Consider the following 20,882-nt stretch of genomic DNA (forward strand, 5'->3'; position numbering starts at 1 on the left):
TTTGCCTCCGGTTTTCATTATTTTTTTTAAAGCCTGTACGAAATCGTTAAAGTTTTAATACAAGTCTGTCGTCCTTTGCACGTGAGCAGCATGTCAGGATTGACTTACGTGATTGACGGTTTTGTTCGCTAAGAAAGAAATCCCGGTGATCCACTTCACCTTCTGCAACATCTACCTCACAACTTCCGCACCCGCCCACTTTACAAGAATAAGGTGCATCAATTCCTTCCCTTAAAAGCGCATCAAGCAGTGTTTCGCCTTCATGAACGCGGATGGACCGATCGCTGTCTGAAAGGTCGACAATGAAAGGATCTTGCGGCCCATCATTTTTTGTCGCAAATAATTCGAAGTGGATCGCATGTTCCGGATAACCATAGGAACTGGCGGCTTTTCGATACTCTTGAACCATCTCGATTGGTCCGCAAAAATATACATGCGTGCCAATGCGATGATCCTTCATCGTCTCAGGCATCATTCTGCGTTTGTCTTCTGCCTGCGAAAAATAAAAGGTGCATTGATCAGGATATTTGGCTTTCAACAGATCATAAAAAGCACATAATTCCGGTGTGCGTGCTGCATAATGGAGTTCGAAGGTTTGGCCTTCGGCAGCCATGTCTTCCATCATTGCCAGAAATGGGGTGATGCCGATTCCAGCTGCATAAAAGGCATGATGCTTTGCTCGAAAGCTGAGAGGGAAGTTGTTTTTAGGGAAACTGACTTCCAACCTGGAATCTATCTGTACATGATCATGCCAGAAAGCGGAACCTCCGCGTGACGCCCCATCACGCCGAATGGAAATTGCATATTTTTTACGGTCCCTTGGGTTGCTGATAAGGGAGTATTCTCTCTCGAATATCGTATCCCCGGCCGGCATGAATGTAGTCAAATGCGAACCGCCAGTAAATGCAGGCAATGGGTTTCCATCAACTGGAATCAACTCGAACTGTTTTACGAATGCTGTTTCTTGAATAATCTTGTTTACTTTCATTTGAATATTTCCTACTACCCGCATGATGATCAGCTCCCTACTTCTTCTTTTCCGATTGAGATGAATGGGTAACCAATATAACCTTCCCGTACTATGGAATAAAAAGGTCCTATTTCAAGACTTGCTCTGCAATGGTCACATTCTGCAATCTCTGCTTCTTCTGCGACTTCCGACACTTCGAAACATTTCATGCAATATACGTACCGCCGTTTAGGCCCGATAATCACAGTCTGGATCTCAGCTTCAGATAGGCCAGCTTCCACCCCGAGCGAGAAGATCATTACGGCATTGTTCCATGCAGCCGCAATATAAAATTGGGTGCCCATCTTTTGTGACAAGATGACTCTCTTAATCCCCTCTTTATCTTCCATTCCGTTAATGGAAAGACATTCAAAAGGCACTGTACCTGCAAGTTCAGAAGTGAAACTTTTCGCCTTTTCATATCCGGCTTGATCAGAAATGACGACAAACTTTCTTCGCTCATTCCGAGGAGTAAATTGATTTACGATCGTAATTGATTTATCAAACAATACTGGACTATTGTACAAGGCCCTATCCTCCTACTTATTGTTTATCTTCGCTTTTTTGTTTTTCATCAATACGCCTCAAATATTCAACCGATTGCGGAAGAAACGGGGCAATTCCTTTGTACGCAGCCATAGGATCCGGAATATCCTGCAGTACGCTATATGTCAGATCAAACCACTCCTGGCGTAATGTCAAATCCTCCAGTGGCAGGAACTGCGTATTCAATACGAATAGAATGGCGTTACTTCGTGGCATGCGATAAAATTTTTGTTCTTCAACACGCAAACGAACAAGTTTACCTGCATTTTCCGGTGTTATCCCAGAACGCTGAGGTCCCCATACATCCATCGTTTCATAGTTGACATCCCAACGGTCCGCCATCAGGTTCCAGTTGATGCGTGTCCATGGCTTTCCTGGCTCAATGGATAATAAAAACTTACGAACGCGATCTGCAAGTTCATCGCCTTTCCGCGATATAAATGGAACAGGTGCATGAATCTCATCAAAGGACATGCCTTTATTCCAGTTAGCTGAGAAGAGTGCGGCGTATGAAACTTGTCCCACTTCCAAATAGAAATTACTATCGCGATGAACCATTAAAACAAAATCATTGTGGAAATGACGGCCTATATAATCAAGCGGCTCATATGGAAGCGTGGTGGCATCGCCATACACGAATGAATCGGATTCCCCGAAAATGTGGTTCTTGAAAGTCCAGTTGTCTCCATCTTTAAGGACCTCGAAATGCTCCGGATAACGATCAGTTGCCATGTCGATGAGCATTTCCAACACTTCCCATTGCATTTCCATTGTGTGTGAAAAAGATTGAAACCTTATATGCGGCTGTTCTTGAAGGAGACGACGCTTCGTTTCCACTTGGAGTCTGTATTCTGGTGTAACTTCAATACAGTTAATGTTTGAGAGTCTTTTCAAATCGTTTGAATAACGATAGTTACCTGAAGTGAATGGAAATGGGAATGTATCTAAATCAGTTGTTTTGAAATCTAAACTTTGTGTAAACATTGAACAATCTCCTCTCGTTCCCTAGATTCTTTAAATTGCGATTTTTCTATTTAGCTTCCTTTAATTCAACGGATGTACGCTCCATGTCAACTTCAAAACGGAAAATGTATTTAGATGAAACATAGTAGGTGACTAAAGCGACAAAATATGTTGGAATTCCGGCAGCTGTATAAAGGAAAAAGTCACTAGCTTCAAAAGTCAATGGATTATAGAGTGCCCAGTAAACGATCGTTCCAATTACCACCGTGAGAACTGCCGACGGGTTAATGCCTTTCCAATAGGTATAAGAGCCTTGTGTGTCATACAAATCCCTTATTGAAATGCGTTGTCGCTTTACAAAAAAGTAATCTGCAACGACAATGCCGCCAAGAACAGCCATAATAAAGGAAATGACAGCAATAAATGAACCAAATGCATCGTAGAACGTCGAGCTTAGAAGTAAGAATATAGTCGGTACGGTCGTACCCATCGCAATCATCCATGACTTTTTCGGGAATACAGTTTTAAAGCTGACAGCTTGTGAGTACATAAGGAAAATGGCTGCACCGACATTCCCAACCGAGAGTAAAATCAAGCCAATGAAGCCACCCCAACTTCCTGCGATGGAAAACATCCAGTCAGAAGGATTAAGTGAACCAGCGACTAATGCAGCAAGGGCCCCAACTAAAGCAGCGATACAGACGATAATTCCATAGCTGTAGAATCCTGCTTTAAATGCTCCTCCTTCTGTTTTAGATAAACGGCTGTATTGGCCAAGGTATGGAAGCCATGAGAAGCCGAGACCGATATTTAATTCCAGGGCAGTCGCGAATGAACGAGAAGTCGATTCAAATGGCTCGGAAGGAAGTATATGAGCAACGTTAGTGAATCCCTGGCCAAACAAGACTATTGCGAGAAGGCCAAACATGAGAACCATAAATACCGGAACGGCTACTGCGGTATATTTTTGAATCGCTATCGGTCCCCTCACCGTTACAAGGAATGCACAGATGAAGAGTAAAATCGAGAAAAACGGCGCTCCAGTTGCTTGGCTTGAGAAAATGTCGGGCATCCCCATCCAATTAGCAGCCTCTGCTAACGCCTGGCCGGACATGAAAAGCGCAATGGAAATGTAGCCGAGAGTTAAAATAAGAAAAACAAAGAAAAAGATATTGGATCCTAGATACCCTAGTGAACTTCGAAACCCTACAAAAGTATCTATGCCATAACGCGCAAAATAAAGGGTAATGGGAACAATCAACAGCATAGGGAAGGCGTTACCGAATAAAATCGCTGCAAGTGACTGCTTCGCATCAAGCATTGTACCTGTGTATCCACCAGTTAACAGCCCAAAAGATGAGAGGCCAATAACAACCTGAACTAAAATTAAATCCCGAAGGTTAAAAATCCGGTCACTTTTACTTGCCGGTAAAAAGCCAAAGGCCACATCCTTTGAAATGGAGGAATTCTCTTTACTCACTCGCTTCTCTCCCAACTATAAAATAATGATTGTATCGCTTGGAAATAAGGCTGTATTTGTTTTGGGTGAGCTAAACAAAACTACTTTAGAAAAGTGTATAGACCAGGTAAAAGATGATTAAAATCATGAGAAAAATAGAACCTGTCGCATCCTTCCATTTCATTTTGTCGATTTTCACGGCATCTTCCTGCTCATACGCATTGATCCGCTCATTCAAATCTGAATATAGATTTTTAATAAAGGGATCTTCAGAATTGATATTCTGTTGGAACTGATTCTCTTTATTCAAAATAGCTTCTCCCTCCTTTGCAATCATGCTTTCTAGTCCCTTCTCTTTACTTTAATGCAATAAACATGCCAATCAGAAAACACCATGCTTACTGGGTTTTCAAAAGGAAGAATATTCATTTTTGAAACTATTGAACAATTGTGAAATTTCTGTAATATAAAAACTAGGAAGTTAAATGAAAGGCAGGTAGACATAAATGGATCACTTCACCTCTGCACTCTTGTCTATTTACGATCAGCTTATTGTGACAGATAAAAATGGCACCATACTGAAATCGACCGGAACAGGGAATTCCTTATTCCAAACAGTCAAATCCGCTAATGTCGGCGGTTCCATCAAAGATGTTGAACAAGATTTATTTTCCACAAGCTTTGCAGAAGAGATAATGGGCAAAAATGAAAAAAGATCTTTCATGCAGTCCTCATGGCAGGGTCCAGAGATGCTGATGACGGCATACCCGATTGAATCTGGGGCATGGGTTTGGGCCTACAAAGAAATTAAAGACTCTTATCCAGATACATCAAGGGGGCAATCGGGGCCTTTGTTGGAATCGAAGAAGCCATCTTTTCCATTTGTGATCCGCAGTAAACCGATGCTTGATGTCCTGCATAAAATGCAAATGGTTTCTGATGTTAGCGCAACAGTCCTTTTATTGGGGGAATCCGGTGTTGGAAAGGAAATGGCCGCCAGGGCCATACATAATATGAGTAACAGAAGCGACGGTCCATTTATACCTGTCAATTGCGGTGCAATCCCGGAAAACTTGATTGAAAGCGAACTTTTTGGCTACGTAGAAGGGGCTTTTACCAGCGCACGGAAAGACGGCGCCAAAGGGAAATTCACACTCGCCCATAAAGGTATCTTATTCTTGGATGAGGTTGGCGAATTACCGCTTAACGTACAGGTAAAACTGCTTCGCGTCCTTCAGGAACGCGTTGTCACACCAATTGGAAGTACGACATCACACCCTGTTGATATTCAAGTGATTGCCGCAACAAATAAATCGCTCGAAAAAATGGTGAAAAAAGGTGAATTTCGAGAAGACTTATATTATCGTCTTCATGTCGTACCTATCCATCTTCCGCCGCTTAGGAATCGTGTAGATGAAATCCCCCATCTGGTTCAGTTTTTTTTACAAAAGTACAATACACTATACAATCGAAATGTGGCTTTCACCCCGGATGCAATCGACTTGTTATGTATCTATCAATGGCCCGGTAATGTGCGCGAACTTGAAAATACAGTTGAAAGGCTTGTGATTACTAGCGGAATGCCGGAAGTAGATGTGGTGTTGGTTAAAGAGGTCCTTCCTTTTAAAGGGCCCAAACCCACTTCAATACCTGTTATCGATTTTCTAATGCCTATGCAGGAAGCAGTCGACCTTGTGGAGGAACAGCTTATCAACATGGCGATGGAACAATACAAATCATTAAAACTAGCAGCGAAGGTATTGGAAGTAAGCCAGCCTACGATGAGCAGGAAATATAAAAAATTACGTAATAAAATTGAAGAGGCACGCTTTTCACCAGTGGATAAACGGGCCATTTTAGAAGAACAAATAAATCAACGGCTTCGTTCCATTGCCGTTGTAACCGCAGCTATCATTCCAGCTGAAGAGGTTATCAGTCTACAAAAAAATATGAACCGGCAAACTTCCTATTCCCAGAAATTAAAACAAAAACTTACCATGATTCAAGAAAAGGAAGGGGTAATTGAATGGGTCTTTATATTTATCATGACGGAGGATGGACGTCTGATTCACCTCGTTGCAGACAAAGGCTTTGTAATTGAACCGGGGGAAGAATATATTGGTCCCCCTGAAATGGTTAATGTCGCTTACCAGGCGTTTAATGGTAAAGCTGGTGTGACTCCGATATACGAAGACAGGTACGGTGAGTGGAAAACAAGCTTTGCGCCAATTATTGATGATGAAGGCAATATCGTCGCTATTGTAGGATGTGATTACAGCAAATCCTATTTCAATTCGGAAATGCAACGTCTCCGTAAGTAACTCAATATACATGTTTGATTTCAGGATGCAGTCATGCAGGATCAAACCGTTTGGGGACTAAAGCAAAAAAAAGAAAAGCTGATGACAGGAGCCTTCTTGAACAGGCTTTTGCAGTCAGCTTTTTCGGTTTTCCATATACATCATGACCGTTATGAAGGAATTAAAATGGCATTAACGCCAGCGTTTTTAATCCAACTGGTTTTTCATATTGACCACACTTATATAGGCAATATTATATCTTGTTCTTCCACAATCCTTTCTTATAGTAGTTTTACGATTTATCTCCAAGTAGCTCGTTAACACAGTACTTCAACGTTAAATCCTCCAGGCGCTTCTACATAGAACGTATATCTGTGTAGGTGTTTTGGAGGTTTCACCATGAATCCATCATCCTTTAACCGTTGATTGATCCTGTTAACTTGCTCTTCATTTTCTTGTATGAATCCAACATGAAAAGTCTTGGGGTATTGTACATCGCTTCCTTTCATTAGTGTCAATATGGATCCATCATCATCTTTCATTGCGGCGAACCCATCGCCTCGGCTTCCTGCACATGACAATCCAAAGTATCTTTCTAAAAACTCCCTTGATGCTGTAACATCATTAACTGTTAAATTTATATGATTGATCTTCATTACTTCCCCCAATTTTAATATTATTGTTTTATTTCCGTCTCTCGGTAAAAAAGTTACTTTTCCGCAGGCTCGTTGTGATGCTGTTAGTCACTTTGTAATCAGACATGTTAATTCTCCCTTCCTATTTTGTAAGGTATTCCTTCTTTTTCGTAAAAATGTCAGTATTATCCTTTCGATTCAGTAAATAATCATCCAAGTTACCGCAATTACAAGATTTAAAAAGGCCAACCAGTGAAAACTGGCTAGCCTTTGGTGTAACTCTATTACAATATTTTTTCATTTTCAAAGTTAGTGTTTGACTCTACTTTCTTAGCCAATTTAAATTTATAGAATAATATACAGGCTATCAAAAATCCTATCCCATAAAACAGTCCGACACGTTGAGTAGGATCAAAGGCAAGGAATACTAGAATCAGCAAACAAAAGCCTAAACAAAACAACGGGACAAATGGGTAAAAGGGTACTATGTATTGTAAATCTTCCGTTTTACCACCCGCTTTTATAAATTTCCTTCTAAACATATATTGCGATAAAGCAATTCCCATCCATGAGATCGTGACGGAAATACCCGCTATGGACATAAGTATCACGAACACTGTATCCGCTGCAATGAAGCTAGTCAATAACGATAGGAGCGAAAAACAGATCGTAAAAAGAAGGGCATTCAATGGCACTTTCCTCTTGGATAATAGACCAAACACCTTGGGTGCCATTCCGTCATGAGCCATCGACCAAAGTAACCTTGTGGATGCATAAAGACATGAATTCCCCACAGAAAGAATGGCTGTCAAAATAATGAAATTCATGATACCTGCTGCATAAGGAATCCCGGCTATCTTCATCAAAGTTACAAAAGGACTTTCCAATAAGCCTAATTCCGAAGAAGGGAATATGGCAGAAAGGATGATAATGGACGAAATGTAGAAAATAATGATTCTAAATAGTACGTTTCGAATGGCTTTAGGGATATTCTCTTCAGGTTTTTCACTTTCCCCTGCCGCTATTCCTATTAGTTCTGAGCCTTGATAAGAAAATATTACATTCATCATTGTCACAAAGATGATTGTAATCCCCCCTGCTGGAAATAGACCAGAAGGAGCCAAATTCTCAAAGAATGGGGTTGGACGATCAGATAAAGAGACAAAACCAAAGATGCCCGCGATTCCAATCAAGATAAACAAAATCACTGCAACGATTTTTATTCCAGCGAACCAATATTCCGCCTCTGCAAAACCTTTTGTCGTTAATGCATTCAAAGTAAATAAAAGCACTATGAACACAGCACACCAAATCCAGGTAGGACTATTGGGGAACCATTGTTTCATCAAAATTCCTGCAGCCGTGAACTCAACTCCTGCTGTTGCGGCTGAACCTACGAAATACATCCATCCTAGAGAGAAACCAGCGGAAGGCCCTATATATTCGGCAGCATATTTCTGGAAAGAACCTGTAACCGGCATATGAACGGCTAGCTCGCCAAGGCAGACCATTACCATATACAAAATAAGACCGCCGGCTAGATAACCGACCAGGGCCCCTCCTGCCCCCGCTTGGTTAATTGTATAGCCTGCATTTAAAAAAAGGCCTGTACCAATTACGCCGCCGAGTGACAGCATAAATAAATGGCGTCTTTTCATTGAGCGTTGCAGCTGATCATTATTCTCCAGTCCATACCCCATGTAATCACTTCCTTATCTTATCTATTATCCTATGCCTTGCCTTCTCCTAAACTATCTTAGAACCTCAAAGAGAGACAACTAAGTCCGCCATCTTGTTTTTGAAATTCAGTCATCTCCACTTCAATCACTGTGTATCCCAAATCTTCAATTTTTTTCTTTGTACCATCAAACCCTTTAGGGACAATAACGCAGTCGTTCATTCTGACGCAGTTACCCGAATATTCTTCTTCCTGTTTTACGATTATTTGATTGAAGCCAGAAAAAGCGTCGTGATCAATGAATTCCCCGGCCACTAATAAATTATTGTCTCCCAGGTAATTGACACCCGTTTTTAAATGAAAGAACTTCTTAAGGGGGATGATGGTCGTATCATAACCATACTTAGTCATAATATCCTTGAACTGAAGAGCACCTGCTTCATTTGTTCTCGTTGAAAGGCCAACATAGAAGTGATTTTCAATTTGCATTACATCTCCGCCATCTAACATACCTGGAGATTGAATATATTCGATTGTGTCATAAAAGTCCTTTAAAACTTCTTTCATTTCATTAATCTCACCATTCCGGCTTTCTGCACCAGGATTGGTTACAAGGGCACATTTTGGCGTCAACACGGCTGTATCTTCCACAAACGTAGAATCCGGGTGTCTCTCATCCGATTCGAGAACGGTCACTTTCACACCGCTGCGCTTTAATGCTTCTACATAAGCCTCGTGTTGCACAAGAGCTTTTTCATAATCCGGGTTTCCTAAATCCGATGTTGTTAAGCCATTAACAAAACTTTTTCCAATCTTCCTTACAATCGCGTGTTTAAACATATATATTCCTCCTAAATAGGTAGCTTATTTTTTAAAAATGTAGGATATTAACCCTTTTGAACCAGCCGTTCTTTAAATGAAGTTTCTTTTCATCACTTTGCTGCACTTAACTATTCCAGAAGCGGAAACCATGGAAAAATAGTCATGATAGGGAGAAAAGACAACCGAAAGCTTCTCTTAAACTATAACGGGTGTCTCTTCCAGCAATGCTTTAACAATTATTTTGGTGACCGCATAATTTATCCGCTATTCCTACAAAATATCTTACTCCATACCCTAAAGCCTTCTCATCGATTTTAAATTTAGGATGGTGTAACGGGTAAGCTTTTCCAAACTCATCATTATGAACGCCTAAAAATTGCATGGAAGAGGGTACGATTTCGGAAAAAGCCGAAAAATCTTCTGTCCCGAACATAGGGTCATCAACCTGGATGATATTATCACCTTCAAAAATGCCTTCCATGACCGTTCTTGAAATATCGACAGCTGCTTTATCATTTACCACGGCTGGATACCCTAAATACCAAGTAATTTCACATTTTGCCCCATGCGTTTCTGAAATCCCCTTAACGATTTGTTCTAGATATTCCCTTGCTTTCAATCGGCTATCAGAGTCTAAGGAACGAATGGTACCACCGATTTCCGCATATTCAGGTATGACATTGAGCGCACTACCTGAATGGAACTGAGTGACTGAAATGACGGGTGTCCTAAGAGCTGAAATTTTTCTGGAAACGATATGTTGAAGATTCGTAGTAATTTCTGCACCAATGAGTAGCGGATCTACCGTTAATTCCGGAGTCGAGGCATGACCGCCCTGACCAATAATTTTAATTTCAAAATCATCGGCTGCTGCACAGAATACCCCTTCCCTTAAACATATTGTTCCTGTTCGTTCATAAGGAGTAACATGCAGTGCAAATGCATAATCCACTCCTTCCATGACCCCTTTTTTCACCAATTCCTGAGCTCCCCCTGGCAGAACTTCTTCGGCGTGTTGGAAAATAAACCTGATTTCTCCATCAATCGCATCTTTTTTCCCAGAGAGGACTTTAGCAGCACCTAATAACATCGCAGCATGTGCATCATGTCCGCATGCATGCATAACCCCAGGATTTTTTGATTTATATTCAATTTCTGCTTCTTCCTGAATCGGGAGTGCATCAATATCTGCACGAAAGGTGATGGTATTCGATTTTCGGGCAGATTTTTTAGCTCCTTTGAGAACCGCTAAAACGCTCGTTTCGGTAGGTCTCGTCACTTCTAATCCTGTAAAGGTTTTTAATTTCCTATAAATGAATTCAGAAGTCTGGTGCTCCTGATAAGAGAGCTCCGGATTTTCGTGAAAATGACGTCTCCATGAAATCACTTCATCGACAACTGTCTCCTGTATTGTCTTCATCATAAATGCCTCCTTCAACACTTAGTGCTAATATTCAGACTTTTCAGATCTTTAAAAAGGGCCATACTGTATGCTTTGTGCAATGATCAAAAAGATAATCGCTACCGCAACCTGAATCAAAAGATACGGAAACACCCATTTTACCCATTTCGTAAATGATATGCCTGCCACTGCCAGACCAGCCAATAGCACTCCAGAAGTCGGAAATATCATATTCGAGATCCCATCCCCTAATTGGAAAGCTAATACTGCCGTTTGTCTTGTCACACCCATTAAATCCGCCAATGGAGCCATAATCGGCATCGTCAATGCTGCTTGTCCACTTCCGGATGGAACAATGAAGTTAAGAAATAATTGGACAATGAACATACCGATTGCATTTATGGCGGGAGGAAGCTGCTCAACCAATCCTGCAGCATAATATAAAATGGTATCCAGCAATCCGCCACTTGTAATGATGACCAAGATTGTCTGTGCAACACCTATTATCAATGCCCCGGAAACCATATCGCCCGCTCCTGAAATAAAACCATTAGCCATCCTTGATGGAGTCAAGCCACCAATTAGGCCCATTATGATCCCGCTTAATAAAAACAAACCGCCAATTTCACTTATATACCATCCTAATTTAATAACTCCATATACTAATAGGATGAAATTCACCAATAAAATAATTAAAGCAATGCTATGTCTTTTACTCATCCTAAAGTTTTTATCAAGATGTGCATGTTCTTCACGCTTGAATTTCCCATACTCCCCCAGTTCAGGGTTTCTTTTAACCTTCATTGCATGGAAATAGATGTACAATACTGTAACGACATAAAACACTGCAAGAAGAGCGATCCGCAATCCCATTCCCGAATACATGGGCAGTTCTGCAATGCTTTGGGCAACTCCTACATTAAAAGGGTTCGTAATGCCAGAAATGAATCCAGTCGCCAATGTTCCAAGGATGACGATCGCAAAACCTGTAAGTGCATCAAAGCCTAATGCAATCGTCATCGGAACTATGATTGCGATATAAACTAATGCATCTTCAGCAGAGCCGATCAGTGTCCCTAATGATGCGAAGATTAATACCATCAACGGAATAAGCAACTTCTCTTTTGTTCCGAATCGGACGGCCACAAACTTAATGAAAGAATCCAGTGCTCCCGTTGCCTGCATGATTCCCAGTGCTCCGCCAAACAAAAAGACGAACAAGATAATTGACGCTCCTTCAATCATCCCTGCGTGAATACTGCTGAACATTTCCAATAATCCCACTGGTGTTGATTCAATGAATTCAAAAGAAGTGGGATCGACTACACTTCGGCCATCCTTTTCAATTCTTTCATATTGGCCAGCGGGTAAGATATAGGTTAAAACCGTCACTATTACAATTACGATAAACATTAATACAAAAGGATTTATCCCTTTTTCAGGTAACTCCGTCAGTTGGTTAAGTGGCTTATTATTCTGATTAAGCGGCTCGGAAGTGATTTGACCATTAGGCAGGTCATTCATATAAATACCCCCAGTTAAAGTTTTATACTTTTAATCCAGTTCTCCTGTCGGACCATCACTTCTCAACCAAACACTTAAACATACTCTTTATTAACTTCTCCAGCATGACGGGCGTATGGACGAAGGCGCTATCGATGTGAAGGCGCTCAGTACGCTGGTGGGCATCCTTGCCGAACGGACCCACATTAAGTACTGGTGCCTGAAGTTTTTGCATATCAGCAAAAGGAATGCTGTAAGTATCGCCCCAGACTGGTGTATTTTTTTCAAAAGCCGTCCAGCCATCAGACTCGTCACTATATTGAACATAGCTTAAATCGCAAAGTCCATTAAAATAATGAATTTGGCTGACTTCTTCACCAAGCATGCTGGCAGTTTCCTTCATTAATTTCACAGATTCCATGATAAGCGGATCATCGGACGTATTGACGGCTGGATAATATGGCGGTGCGAACAGCAATACAATGGCGGGTGAAAGCTCCTGACATTGTATCATCAATTTTTCAGCGATCCGCACTGATTTTTCCCGCTCATCCAAGTCCATGTTTCCTTTAACTTCACTCTTTATTTTCTCAACAAAACTCCCGCCAAATTTGCCCTCGGCATATGAAAGTAACTTTTCATAGCGTAATACTTGTACTTCACCTACACCTTCAATTTGTTCACGCATACATAGCTCTTTATAAGATTCATTGCATTTCATCGCTGCTTCGTTTGCAACCTGCTCGAATAGGTCCATTATTTCTGCAGCTGTTCTTTTCATAATGAACACATTATAAAGCGCGGCTGCCCGATAAGGTGTCTGTGTTGAATATTGTAGTTTTAGATCTTTTTGCTGAAGCGATACCGGTAATGGTGTTTCCTCACCAAGATCACTTTCCAGAAAAAGAGTGTTCCACTCCATGAGCTGCGTGAGGAACGAGGCTATATAGTTAGCCGTCATGCCCTTTAATGGCTCACCTACATGAGTTTCTTTCCCATAAAAAAGGGCAGCGGGCATGATTTTCCCCAAAGTTCCGGAATAAATATAATGTCTATTATCGCCCGGTTTCTGTGAAAAGGACGGTTCACTATTAAAAAACATTTTATAGGAAAGGTCATATTTATCACGTAAAGCCACAAGTTCTTTAACTGCAGCCCTCATTCCCGCAGAATTCACTTCCTCATCAGGAACCGTTAGCAGCAGGAGATTGATCGGCCATTGTTCGATGCTTGCCTTTTCGATGATAGCCATATGAAGGGCAAGCCCCATTTTCATATCCATCGTTCCTCTACCAAACAAGTACTTTCCTGATTCAAGATCAATGCGCGCTTCTTCCGGTAGTTCATCTTTCCTGTCATGAAGTTTTTTCGTGAGCTCCTCTGGTTGAAATGCAAGAGTCTCAAGGTCACCGTATTCTTCAGTATGAACCGTATCAAAATGGCTAATTAATACAACGGTCTCCTTTGCATCAGGATGTTTATAGAAAGCATTGACAAAATTCCTCCCTAAATCAGCCTCGTGAAGCGATAAGTGTGCCGGATTCCTTTTAAAATAATCAAGCTCCCTCAATTTATCTTGCACCTTATACGGAAACATCCGTTCCCCTAATGTAAGAGTACGGCTTTCCCAGCTAACAAGTTCACATAACAAGGTACGGAGCGTTTCTGGAGTACCCCATAGTAATTGACTCATTCCAATCCCCCTTCATTAATATTTGTACGGACCACCGGGCAGGTTAAACAAGTTGGACCGCCAGTGCCTTTGAAACTGATCTCAGTTCCTTTGTACTCATAAACTGTTGCTCCCGCATCAATAAGCTTTTGCTTCGTGTAAGCGTTACCAGAAGATAACAGGCAAACCCGCGGAGCAATGGCAAGAACATTACAGCCCAAGGTCAAGTACTCATCAACCGGCACTTCAATAAGCTGTATGCCTCGTTCAATCAGCAGTTTTCTGAAAAAGACAGGCATAAGGCGGGAGTGAACCACTGCTAAATCCTTGTCGACCATACTGATGAAAGACATAAGATGGAGACACTCTCCCTCTCCTTGATCATGCGGAAGCTGAACTACGATGAATTCATCCACAAGATGAGCGGTCATTTCTTTTAGTTGCCGAATGGCTTCAGCATTTGTACGATAACCATGTCCGACAACTAGGGTCTTATCATCAAGCCAAACGATATCACCGCCATCCGCGACCGCATCACCCTTTAAATACCCAATAATCGGGATGTTCTTTTCCTTACAAAATTCCTTGTATACACTAGCTTCAGGCTGTCTCAATTCTTTCCCGGACTTTAAAATGATGGCTCCTTGGCTAGTGAATTTGACCGGGTCATGCGCATATAAGGAGTCAATGCCGACTACCGAAGATGCTGGCAAATAATCGATGTTTGGAACATATTTCTCCAAAATGGAAATAAAGTCACCATACTCTTTTAGTGCTTCGTTGAAATCTGGCTCTTCCGCAAAGTTGAAGTTCCGCCATGCTTGGCTTAAATGCTCTTGACTAATAAACGCTTCTTTCGGATGTTTTACAATGACACGTTCCAATGGTTTGTACATGGACGAACAATATGTCACTGCCTCCCCCTCCTTTTCCGCATAGTGGAAAACGTTTCCGCTAATAGGAATTTTTCTTTTATTATAAAATTAACTTTGGTATAATGTCAATATGTTTTAAATATTCAAATAAATCAAAGTTTTATTCAACTTGTAATGAAAGATAGGTGGTTTGTTTATGCAATCGATCGACCGTGCCATGAACGTTATAAAGGTGCTGGTTTCCAATTCATCGGAAAACTGGCTGTCAATTACGGAACTTTCCCAAGAATGTGATCTTCCTGTCAGCTCCATGCATCGTTTGTTAAAAGCGATGTCCTTGCATGGATTAATCCAACAGGACGGGCAATCCAAACAATATGGTTTGGGGAATATTTGGCTCGAATATGGTTTACGTATGTATGACAAAATGGATTACATCAGCCAAATAAGGCCTGAACTGGAAAGGCTGATGAACAAAGTGGAGGAAAGCGTCTATCTTAGCCAGCCAATAGGAATGGAATCACTCGTAATCGAACGAATCGACAGTGAAAAAAGCCAAATCCGGGTTTATGACCAGCTTGGCTCACGAGTTCCTTTGCATATTGGGGCTGCCAATAAAGCGATGCTCGCCTATATGCCATATAATCAAGCTAAAAAAATCGTGGATGCTCTTCTGCCAATTCAAGAAAGAGCAGCTTTTTGGGATATATTGCAAGAGACTAAAATAAAGGGACATGGAATCAGCCACAGTGAAAGAACAGAGGGAACATGTTCTGTTGCCGTGCCGATACTGAACCATTTTGGGGAAGTTCACGGTGCGGTGAGCATAGGTTTTGTCAGTTTTAACCTGACAGATGAAAGACTTGATTTCCTCATTAAGAATGTTATGGAAACTGGCAATCGGGTTTCTGCAAAATTGGGGTATAGGGGAACATGAATTTGAGAGCAGTGGAGGATTATCGGATAAGCCGAAAAAGAAGATGAATCATTTCATCTTCTTTTTCGTTTTTAAATTAATCGCTGCCGGTCACAAATAAATCTTCTTTAAAATAGGCGAGGACCTCGCCGGCCACGACTGGCTCACCCTCCAATACCTCCAATGATTCTATTTTCCCGCTAACACCAATATCAATGATTTCCACACGTCCATCTGCCTTCTTAATCTGAAATAATTGTTCCCATTCGTAAAATCTGGAATTTTTGGATATTGAAATTTTTTCAATCCTGCCTTCACATGGGCTAAGAATCACATCAACGTACATTTACATCATTCCTTCCTTCAGTATTCTTCTAAATGAAATGGGGTTTGTAAGACCAACTTGAGAAAGTTTTGGAACTCATGTATATCTTCATGTTCAATCCCAAGGGTCGGAGCCCAGTACTGATCTAAATTAATATCATTGGCACAAAGCAGGATCATTCTTCCGCTTTGCATGGAAGTCACCATTGCTTTACCGAAAAACTGGGCCGAATATACAATGGTCACATCATATCTATAATCTTGTGACAATAAGCAATAATGATGAATAGCCTGGTTTTCTTTATTTTCGGAAAGAATATCAAAATTCAACGGATTGCCTCCTTTCTTGTAAGCCCTAATTCGCTCAGAATCTGACCCAACCTCGAAGCTGGGATGCTTCTGCTATTTTGCGAATCCCTTCAATATAAGCAGCCACCTTCATGTTCACGGAATATTTTTGTGAAGTATGGTAGACATTCAAAAAGCTGGCCGTTATCTTTTCCTTCAATCGTTCATCCACAAGCTCTTCCGTCCAGTAATAACCTTGGTTGTTCTGGCACCATTCAAAATACGAGACTATCACCCCTCCTGAATTCGCCAAAATATCCGGGACTAGCACTATACCTTTATCATCGAGAATCTTAATCGCTTCCTTTGTTGTCGGCCCATTTGCTGCTTCGATCAGGATTTCACATTTTAATCGGTTTGCATTATCTTTATTCACCACTCCGCTTATAGCTGCGGGAATCAGCACATCACACTCTTTTTCCAACAATTCTTGATTGGATAATGAATCTTTGAATAAGTTCGAAACAACCCCAAAAGAGTCCCTATTCTCCAAAAGGTAAGGAATATCCAAGCCATCCGGATCATATAAGCCTCCAAGCTCATCCGCAATACCGACAACCTTAGCCCCCATTTCATGTAAATATAACGCTAAATGACTGCCAACATTCCCGAATCCCTGAATGATTACCCGCATGCCTTCAATAGGAATCCCCTTTAAATCACATATCATTTGAAGTGTATATAATACTCCCTTGGAAGTGGCCTTTTCCCTGCCCTTCGATCCTCCTAATCTCAGAGGCTTTCCTGTAATGAATCCGGGTGAATCGAATTCCCTGATGTGATCGTATTCATCCAGCATCCAGGCCATGATTTGTGAATTTGTATACATATCAGGTGCCGGAATATCTTTTGTAGGGCCCACTATTTGACTAACTGCCCTGACATACCCTCTGCTTAATCGTTCTAGCTCAGATGAACTCATCTGTCTGGGATCACACACAATGCCACCTTTTGCCCCTCCATATGGAAGATCGGTTATTCCGCATTTCAAGCTCATCCATCCGGCCAATGCCTTAACTTCTTCAGGAGTGACATCCGGGTGAAACCGAATCCCCCCTTTCGTTGGACCGGCTGCATCATTATGTTGAGCCCGATACCCTTGAAACATCCTTGTCTCCCCATTATCCATTTGAATAGGAATACTGACTTCCAGAAAACGCATTGGCACTTTCAAAAAATCAAAAACCTGATCTGGATAGTCCAAAACATGAATCGCTTCTTTTAAGATATCCTGGAACTCTTGCAGTGGATTATCCGATTGACGTTTTTCAATCACCTTAATTTCCCCTGTCATTTTAGCACCTCACTTTTATTCTTATAACTTACTTAAGCAACTTTCATGCCAGCTTCGAAGATATCGTGTGGATAGCCATATACCGCCATTTGCAATCATCAATAACACACATACAACCATCAGGACATATGTATTAATTCATAAGCAATTCAGGTTTGCATATGTAAACAGTGATGATTAAATACAAAAAAACGCATCCTTATTAGGATGCGTTTTTTCCTTGCAAAGTCTCATAGCTGAATTTCTTCAACTTGGTATTGGGGCGGAGCCTTCCGGAATGCCTTTGTGATATATAATAGATAACAAAAACCAATAATGAACCAACTTGTCCCCATTATTAGGGAACTTGTCTCAAGGTTGATCCAAAGAATGCCAATTGCTATAGCTCCAATTAAAGGCATGATTAAGTATTGAATACACCCTTTTATCGTTCGATGTTTCTTTTCCCGAATGATAAAATGGCTGATCACTGACAGATTTACAAAGGTAAATGCCATTAATGCACCGAAGTTGATCAGTGACGTTGCTGTCACTAAATCAAAGAATAAAGCCGACAATGAAATGACTCCAACTATGAGTACATTAATGGCTGGCGTCTTCCACTTAGGGTGAATAAACCCAATCCATTTTTCCGGAAACACTTTATCACGTCCCATAACATACAAAAGACGGGAAACGCTGGCATGCGATGCTAGTCCCGAGGCTAGCGTATTGACGAAAGTCGTACAAAGAAAAATGGATTGAAATAGCTTCCCACCTACATAAAGGGCGATTTCCGGTAATGCAGCATCCGGTTCCTTAAAACGGGATATATCCGGAAAAAAGAGCTGAATAAAGAAAGATGCGGTAATGAAGATGATTCCACCCCATAGTGCAGTTAAAAATATCGCTTTTGGAATCGTTTTTTTCGGATCCGGCGTTTCCTCAGATAGTGTCGTTACCGCATCGAATCCCAAAAAGGAAAAACAAAGGATTGTGGCCCCGGTTATTATTGCAGAAAAGTCCATTCCTTCATTTACGAAAGGCTTTATCGTAAACACTTCTCCTGTACCTTCTCCATCATTTAAACCTTTGACGACAAGAATGATGAACACTGCCATGATGGCAATCTGGATTAAAACAAAAAGCGCATTAAAGTTTGCAAGTACATTGACACTCCGTAGATTGAGAATGGTAACGATTGCTACGAACAATACGACCCAAATCCACGTGGGAACTCCTGGAAATAATGCTGTAAGATAAATTTTGGTCAACAATGCATTGACCATAGGTAAAAACAAATAGTCTAACAACGAAGACCATCCTACCAGGAATCCTAAATGCGGGTTTATGGCCTTTTGCGTATAAGTGTAGGCAGAACCTGCAGCAGGAAAAACCTTTACAAGTTTTCCATAGCTCGCCGCTGTAAAAAGCATCCCCACCAATGCAAAGATATAGGCAGTCGGCACATGGCCGCCCGTAATCCCAGATACAATTCCAAATGTATCAAATACGACCATGGGGGTCATATATGCTAACCCCATCATAACGATTTGCCATAATTTCAGTGATCTTTTCAATGTAACCTCATTTTCCACCTATCATTCCTCCTTGAAACCGCTTTCAAACCAGTAAGTTCAATTTCTTAACTAGATAAATCCCCATGCCTCCCTCTTTTTTAAAAGTTTTACCTGTATACCTTAATGCAATTTCTGTGCCACATGATTTCGGTTTACTCTACAAACGAAAAACGCCAAAAATGCTACTTAATTCCTGTATTCTTAACGGCACATGATTGATTCATAGAAATGAAGTCTTGGAGCATCTCTTCATCAGCGATTCAATTTCCCATAAATTATTCGCCCTTGCATAAACCAAGCCAATGATAACTGGAAAAACCCTCTTTAAATCACTTACTGTGACCTGGCATGATAATTGCATAATTAATCTTCCATAGGAATTCATTTATATGAGTTTCAAAACTATTATCGTTATAAGAAAATGGAGGAATAGAAAAATGAAATATCCTTTATCCCCTGATGTTAAACCAGAGTTTTGTACCACCGGATCATTTATGCGCTTACCTTCTTCAAGGGAAAATGCCAAATTGGCAGTGATAGGTATGCCTTTTGATACAGCTGCATCATTCAGGGTAGGAGCCCGGTTTGCTCCACAGGCTGTCCGCCAGGCATCCATGACGTTATTTCCTTACCATCCCATTCACAAGGTATTTCCGTTTGACGAATGTAATGCAATTGATATTGGGGACGTTTCGGTGATTCCCCATAATATACATCGAAGCTATGAGTTAATTGAAAAGGCTATGGCTGACTTGATGAAAAACGGTATCATTCCAATAGGCATCGGGGGAGATCATTCCGTAACATTGGCTAATCTAAGAGCTGCCGCAAAAATACACGGTCCTGTTGCACTTCTTCATTTTGATTCACATACAGATACCTGGGATACTTATTATGATGAAAAATACTGGCATGGTTCCCCGTTTATCCGTGCATATGAGGAAGGCTTGCTCCAAACGGATAAAGTTTTCCAGATTGGCATCAGAGGTACGCTCAATCATCCAGGAGATATAGATTCAAGTACAGATCTAGGTTACAATGTGATAACAACTCCCGAGCTGAAGAAAAGAGGAATCGAAGATGTCGTGAAGGAAGTCAAGAAAACCATTGGGGATACACCTTGTTTCTTGACCTTTGATATTGATTTTGTAGATCCATCATGTGCTCCTGGAACTGGCACCTTGGAGGTCGGCGGTCTAAATAGCCTTGATACCCTAGAGATGATACGTTCTCTGCAAGGATTCAACTTTATTGGGTTCGACCTGGTAGAAGTCCTCCCGCCGTACGATCCAACACAAATTACATCACTATTGGCAGCCACCATCATTCATGACTTTGCCAGTTTAGTAGCCTTACAGCTAAAAGAAGAACAAAAAAAGGAGAATTCATCCGAAAAAAGTTTATAGAAGCAAGCGGTAATTATTAAAGAAGGATATTTCAGGTCGATACGTTATCGTTCAAAAGGCATCTGCTTGTAGTGAAAGCAGATGCCTTTTTTCTATATCATCTTTAATCTTATCCTGCATTTCCTCTATAAATCATTTCATATAAACTGATGAACAAGTTCGAGCTATCGA

At 41.0% G+C, this 20,882-nt stretch carries 20 protein-coding genes; 4 read left to right on the forward strand and 16 right to left on the reverse strand.

Translation table 11 applies throughout. The features are described 5' to 3' along the window. Positions 1-46 precede the first annotated feature (46 nt). From FNK51_RS12160 to FNK51_RS12180, 5 genes are all read right to left on the reverse strand, one after another. Complete coding sequence (locus tag FNK51_RS12160) at positions 47-1,012, reverse strand: PDR/VanB family oxidoreductase (RefSeq protein ID WP_286178663.1); 966 nt, start codon at positions 1,010-1,012, stop codon at positions 47-49. Positions 1,013-1,017: 5 nt separating this feature from the next. After that, the gene (locus FNK51_RS12165; protein ID WP_098370670.1) at positions 1,018-1,536 is read right to left on the reverse strand and encodes a hypothetical protein; all 519 of its coding nucleotides are present in this window, start codon (positions 1,534-1,536) and stop codon (positions 1,018-1,020) included. Between the two features lie 16 nt (positions 1,537-1,552). After that, complete coding sequence (locus tag FNK51_RS12170) at positions 1,553-2,539, reverse strand: heme-dependent oxidative N-demethylase family protein (RefSeq protein WP_141993491.1); 987 nt, start codon at positions 2,537-2,539, stop codon at positions 1,553-1,555. Between the two features lie 46 nt (positions 2,540-2,585). Next, positions 2,586-3,998 carry a purine-cytosine permease family protein gene (locus FNK51_RS12175; protein WP_141993492.1) on the reverse strand — a complete coding sequence of 471 codons (1,413 nt, stop codon included), beginning with the start codon at positions 3,996-3,998 and terminating at the stop codon, positions 2,586-2,588. Between the two features lie 85 nt (positions 3,999-4,083). Beyond that, positions 4,084-4,287 (reverse strand): hypothetical protein, encoded by a 204-nt coding sequence (locus FNK51_RS12180; RefSeq protein WP_141993493.1) that lies wholly within the window; start codon positions 4,285-4,287, stop codon positions 4,084-4,086. Between the two features lie 196 nt (positions 4,288-4,483). Here FNK51_RS12180 and FNK51_RS12185 point away from each other — a divergent pair, with 196 nt between their 5' ends. Together FNK51_RS12185 and FNK51_RS12190 are read left to right on the forward strand one after the other, a co-directional pair. Further along, positions 4,484-6,298: a sigma 54-interacting transcriptional regulator gene (locus tag FNK51_RS12185; RefSeq protein WP_141993494.1), complete on the forward strand. Its 1,815-nt coding sequence runs from the start codon at positions 4,484-4,486 to the stop codon at positions 6,296-6,298. Between the two features lie 33 nt (positions 6,299-6,331). After that, positions 6,332-6,598: a hypothetical protein gene (locus FNK51_RS12190; RefSeq protein WP_141993495.1), complete on the forward strand. Its 267-nt coding sequence runs from the start codon at positions 6,332-6,334 to the stop codon at positions 6,596-6,598. Here FNK51_RS12190 and FNK51_RS12195 read toward each other — a convergent pair. The 7 genes from FNK51_RS12195 to FNK51_RS12225 all read right to left on the reverse strand — a co-directional run bounded on the left by FNK51_RS12195 (position 6,595) and on the right by FNK51_RS12225 (position 14,885). Next, on the reverse strand, positions 6,595-6,933 hold the full coding sequence (locus tag FNK51_RS12195) for a VOC family protein (protein ID WP_063233316.1): 339 nt from the start codon (positions 6,931-6,933) through the stop codon (positions 6,595-6,597). The genes FNK51_RS12190 and FNK51_RS12195 overlap by 4 nt on opposite strands. A 263-nt stretch (positions 6,934-7,196) precedes the next feature. After that, on the reverse strand, positions 7,197-8,612 hold the full coding sequence (locus FNK51_RS12200; RefSeq protein ID WP_141993496.1) for an amino acid permease: 1,416 nt from the start codon (positions 8,610-8,612) through the stop codon (positions 7,197-7,199). 56 nt (positions 8,613-8,668) lie between these two features. Next, positions 8,669-9,430: a dimethylarginine dimethylaminohydrolase family protein gene (locus FNK51_RS12205; RefSeq protein ID WP_141993497.1), complete on the reverse strand. Its 762-nt coding sequence runs from the start codon at positions 9,428-9,430 to the stop codon at positions 8,669-8,671. A gap of 211 nt (positions 9,431-9,641) precedes the next feature. Further along, positions 9,642-10,832, reverse strand: coding sequence for an amidohydrolase (locus FNK51_RS12210; RefSeq protein WP_353617863.1), 1,191 nt, complete (start codon positions 10,830-10,832; stop codon positions 9,642-9,644). A 51-nt stretch (positions 10,833-10,883) separates the two neighbouring features. After that, positions 10,884-12,227: a YfcC family protein gene (locus tag FNK51_RS12215; RefSeq protein WP_483296121.1), complete on the reverse strand. Its 1,344-nt coding sequence runs from the start codon at positions 12,225-12,227 to the stop codon at positions 10,884-10,886. 166 nt (positions 12,228-12,393) lie between these two features. Further along, complete coding sequence (locus FNK51_RS12220; protein WP_141993500.1) at positions 12,394-14,010, reverse strand: M20/M25/M40 family metallo-hydrolase; 1,617 nt, start codon at positions 14,008-14,010, stop codon at positions 12,394-12,396. Continuing rightward, the gene (locus FNK51_RS12225) at positions 14,007-14,885 is read right to left on the reverse strand and encodes a dimethylarginine dimethylaminohydrolase family protein (RefSeq protein WP_141993610.1); all 879 of its coding nucleotides are present in this window, start codon (positions 14,883-14,885) and stop codon (positions 14,007-14,009) included. The genes FNK51_RS12220 and FNK51_RS12225 overlap by 4 nt, the downstream gene beginning before the upstream one ends. Before the next feature lie 175 nt (positions 14,886-15,060). Between FNK51_RS12225 and FNK51_RS12230 the strand changes: the two genes are divergently transcribed. Next, complete coding sequence (locus FNK51_RS12230) at positions 15,061-15,801, forward strand: IclR family transcriptional regulator (RefSeq protein WP_141993501.1); 741 nt, start codon at positions 15,061-15,063, stop codon at positions 15,799-15,801. A 76-nt stretch (positions 15,802-15,877) separates the two neighbouring features. Here FNK51_RS12230 and FNK51_RS12235 read toward each other — a convergent pair whose 3' ends face one another. The 4 genes from FNK51_RS12235 to FNK51_RS12250 form a co-directional block, all read right to left on the reverse strand. After that, complete coding sequence (locus FNK51_RS12235) at positions 15,878-16,126, reverse strand: biotin/lipoyl attachment domain-containing protein (protein WP_141993502.1); 249 nt, start codon at positions 16,124-16,126, stop codon at positions 15,878-15,880. A 17-nt stretch (positions 16,127-16,143) separates the two neighbouring features. Continuing rightward, entirely contained in the window at positions 16,144-16,434 is a 291-nt protein-coding gene (locus tag FNK51_RS12240; protein ID WP_098370684.1) for an SAV0927 family protein, read from the reverse strand. 34 nt (positions 16,435-16,468) lie between these two features. Continuing rightward, a complete protein-coding gene (locus tag FNK51_RS12245; RefSeq protein WP_141993503.1) occupies positions 16,469-17,746 on the reverse strand; it encodes a Glu/Leu/Phe/Val family dehydrogenase in 1,278 nt (425 codons plus the stop codon). 230 nt (positions 17,747-17,976) lie between these two features. Beyond that, positions 17,977-19,323, reverse strand: a complete 1,347-nt coding sequence (locus tag FNK51_RS12250) for an APC family permease (RefSeq protein WP_286176965.1) — start codon at positions 19,321-19,323, stop codon at positions 17,977-17,979. A gap of 419 nt (positions 19,324-19,742) precedes the next feature. Here FNK51_RS12250 and speB point away from each other — a divergent pair, with 419 nt between their 5' ends. Continuing rightward, positions 19,743-20,711 carry an agmatinase gene (speB, locus tag FNK51_RS12255; RefSeq protein WP_098370686.1) on the forward strand — a complete coding sequence of 323 codons (969 nt, stop codon included), beginning with the start codon at positions 19,743-19,745 and terminating at the stop codon, positions 20,709-20,711. The last annotated feature ends 171 nt before the right edge of the window (positions 20,712-20,882 follow it).

Origin of the sequence: Bacillus sp. B4EP4a, assembly GCF_006680105.1 — a bacterium.
GTDB classification, from domain to species: Bacteria; Bacillota; Bacilli; order Bacillales; family DSM-1321; genus Peribacillus; species Peribacillus simplex_E.

Coding starts and splice junctions, on each gene's coding strand:
- FNK51_RS12160 (WP_286178663.1), bottom strand. CDS start 1,012: ATGCGGGTAGTAGGAAATATTCAAATGAAAGTAAACAAGATTATTCAA.
- FNK51_RS12170 (WP_141993491.1), bottom strand. CDS start 2,539: ATGTTTACACAAAGTTTAGATTTCAAAACAACTGATTTAGATACATTC.
- FNK51_RS12185 (WP_141993494.1), top strand. CDS start 4,484: ATGGATCACTTCACCTCTGCACTCTTGTCTATTTACGATCAGCTTATT.
- FNK51_RS12190 (WP_141993495.1), top strand. CDS start 6,332: ATGCAGGATCAAACCGTTTGGGGACTAAAGCAAAAAAAAGAAAAGCTG.
- FNK51_RS12195 (WP_063233316.1), bottom strand. CDS start 6,933: ATGAAGATCAATCATATAAATTTAACAGTTAATGATGTTACAGCATCA.
- FNK51_RS12200 (WP_141993496.1), bottom strand. CDS start 8,612: ATGGGGTATGGACTGGAGAATAATGATCAGCTGCAACGCTCAATGAAA.
- FNK51_RS12205 (WP_141993497.1), bottom strand. CDS start 9,430: ATGTTTAAACACGCGATTGTAAGGAAGATTGGAAAAAGTTTTGTTAAT.
- FNK51_RS12210 (WP_353617863.1), bottom strand. CDS start 10,832: ATGAAGACAATACAGGAGACAGTTGTCGATGAAGTGATTTCATGGAGA.
- FNK51_RS12215 (WP_483296121.1), bottom strand. CDS start 12,227: ATGTTTATCGTAATTGTAATAGTGACGGTTTTAACCTATATCTTACCC.
- FNK51_RS12220 (WP_141993500.1), bottom strand. CDS start 14,010: ATGAGTCAATTACTATGGGGTACTCCAGAAACGCTCCGTACCTTGTTA.
- FNK51_RS12225 (WP_141993610.1), bottom strand. CDS start 14,885: ATGTACAAACCATTGGAACGTGTCATTGTAAAACATCCGAAAGAAGCG.
- FNK51_RS12230 (WP_141993501.1), top strand. CDS start 15,061: ATGCAATCGATCGACCGTGCCATGAACGTTATAAAGGTGCTGGTTTCC.
- FNK51_RS12235 (WP_141993502.1), bottom strand. CDS start 16,126: ATGTACGTTGATGTGATTCTTAGCCCATGTGAAGGCAGGATTGAAAAA.
- FNK51_RS12245 (WP_141993503.1), bottom strand. CDS start 17,746: ATGACAGGGGAAATTAAGGTGATTGAAAAACGTCAATCGGATAATCCA.
- speB (WP_098370686.1), top strand. CDS start 19,743: ATGAAATATCCTTTATCCCCTGATGTTAAACCAGAGTTTTGTACCACC.